The following is a 687-nucleotide window of genomic DNA, read 5'->3' on the forward strand; positions in this document are numbered from 1 at the left end:
CTATCAAACCTTCACGCGCTAATGAACTTAGGGATACGGTACGAGGATAACATACCGTATTGCGTTTTTTTTCCTGAGGGGAAAGGCTGTTATCTAATGATAACGGAAATTTATTCCAGTAACTTATGTTTAAAGCTAGTTGCCCATCTTGTCCATGAAGGTATAATACCTTACTCGATTCTATCCAGTATGGTTTATTTTCAAGCATAAAACGAATCGTAAAAACATCGTTATCATCCACTGGATTAGAATACACACTCGGTAACCTAATCGCTTGCCCCTGTCCACCACTAATCAGTTCAACTATATCTGGAATATCTGACAGCTTTAACTCTGGATAGCGTGACGGGTAAGTACTCATTAAATACTTTTTATCTTCCAACGTTAAGCTATACCATTGTGGTTGTTTGCCTTTGGTTTGTATTTTTCCATTAATCCCCCCATTCACTTTACCCATATCGATGTCTGATAACGTCCGTGCTTTTGATGCATCAAATAATATTGAGGGAAGATTAAAGGTATAGGATGGCTTGACCTTAATATAATAACTTTCATTATCACCAGTAAAATGAATTCCCATCCCCCAACTTAAACTGCCATCAGGTTTAGCGGCTTGTGCTAATATGGCCTCTTTTTCAACTAATATGATAGTCTTTTCGCTTTCAGGTAACTGGTCTGCTAAGGCAC

General features: G+C 38.1%; 1 protein-coding gene. It reads right to left on the minus strand.

Going from position 1 to position 687, the window contains the following annotated elements; genetic code table 11:
- A partial coding sequence (locus tag GQ594_RS11870) for a hypothetical protein (protein ID WP_160416525.1) occupies positions 1-687 on the minus strand: 687 nt, incomplete at both ends.

This window comes from Gilliamella sp. Pra-s52 (genome assembly GCF_009795805.1).
Taxonomy (GTDB): Bacteria; Pseudomonadota; Gammaproteobacteria; order Enterobacterales; family Orbaceae; genus Gilliamella.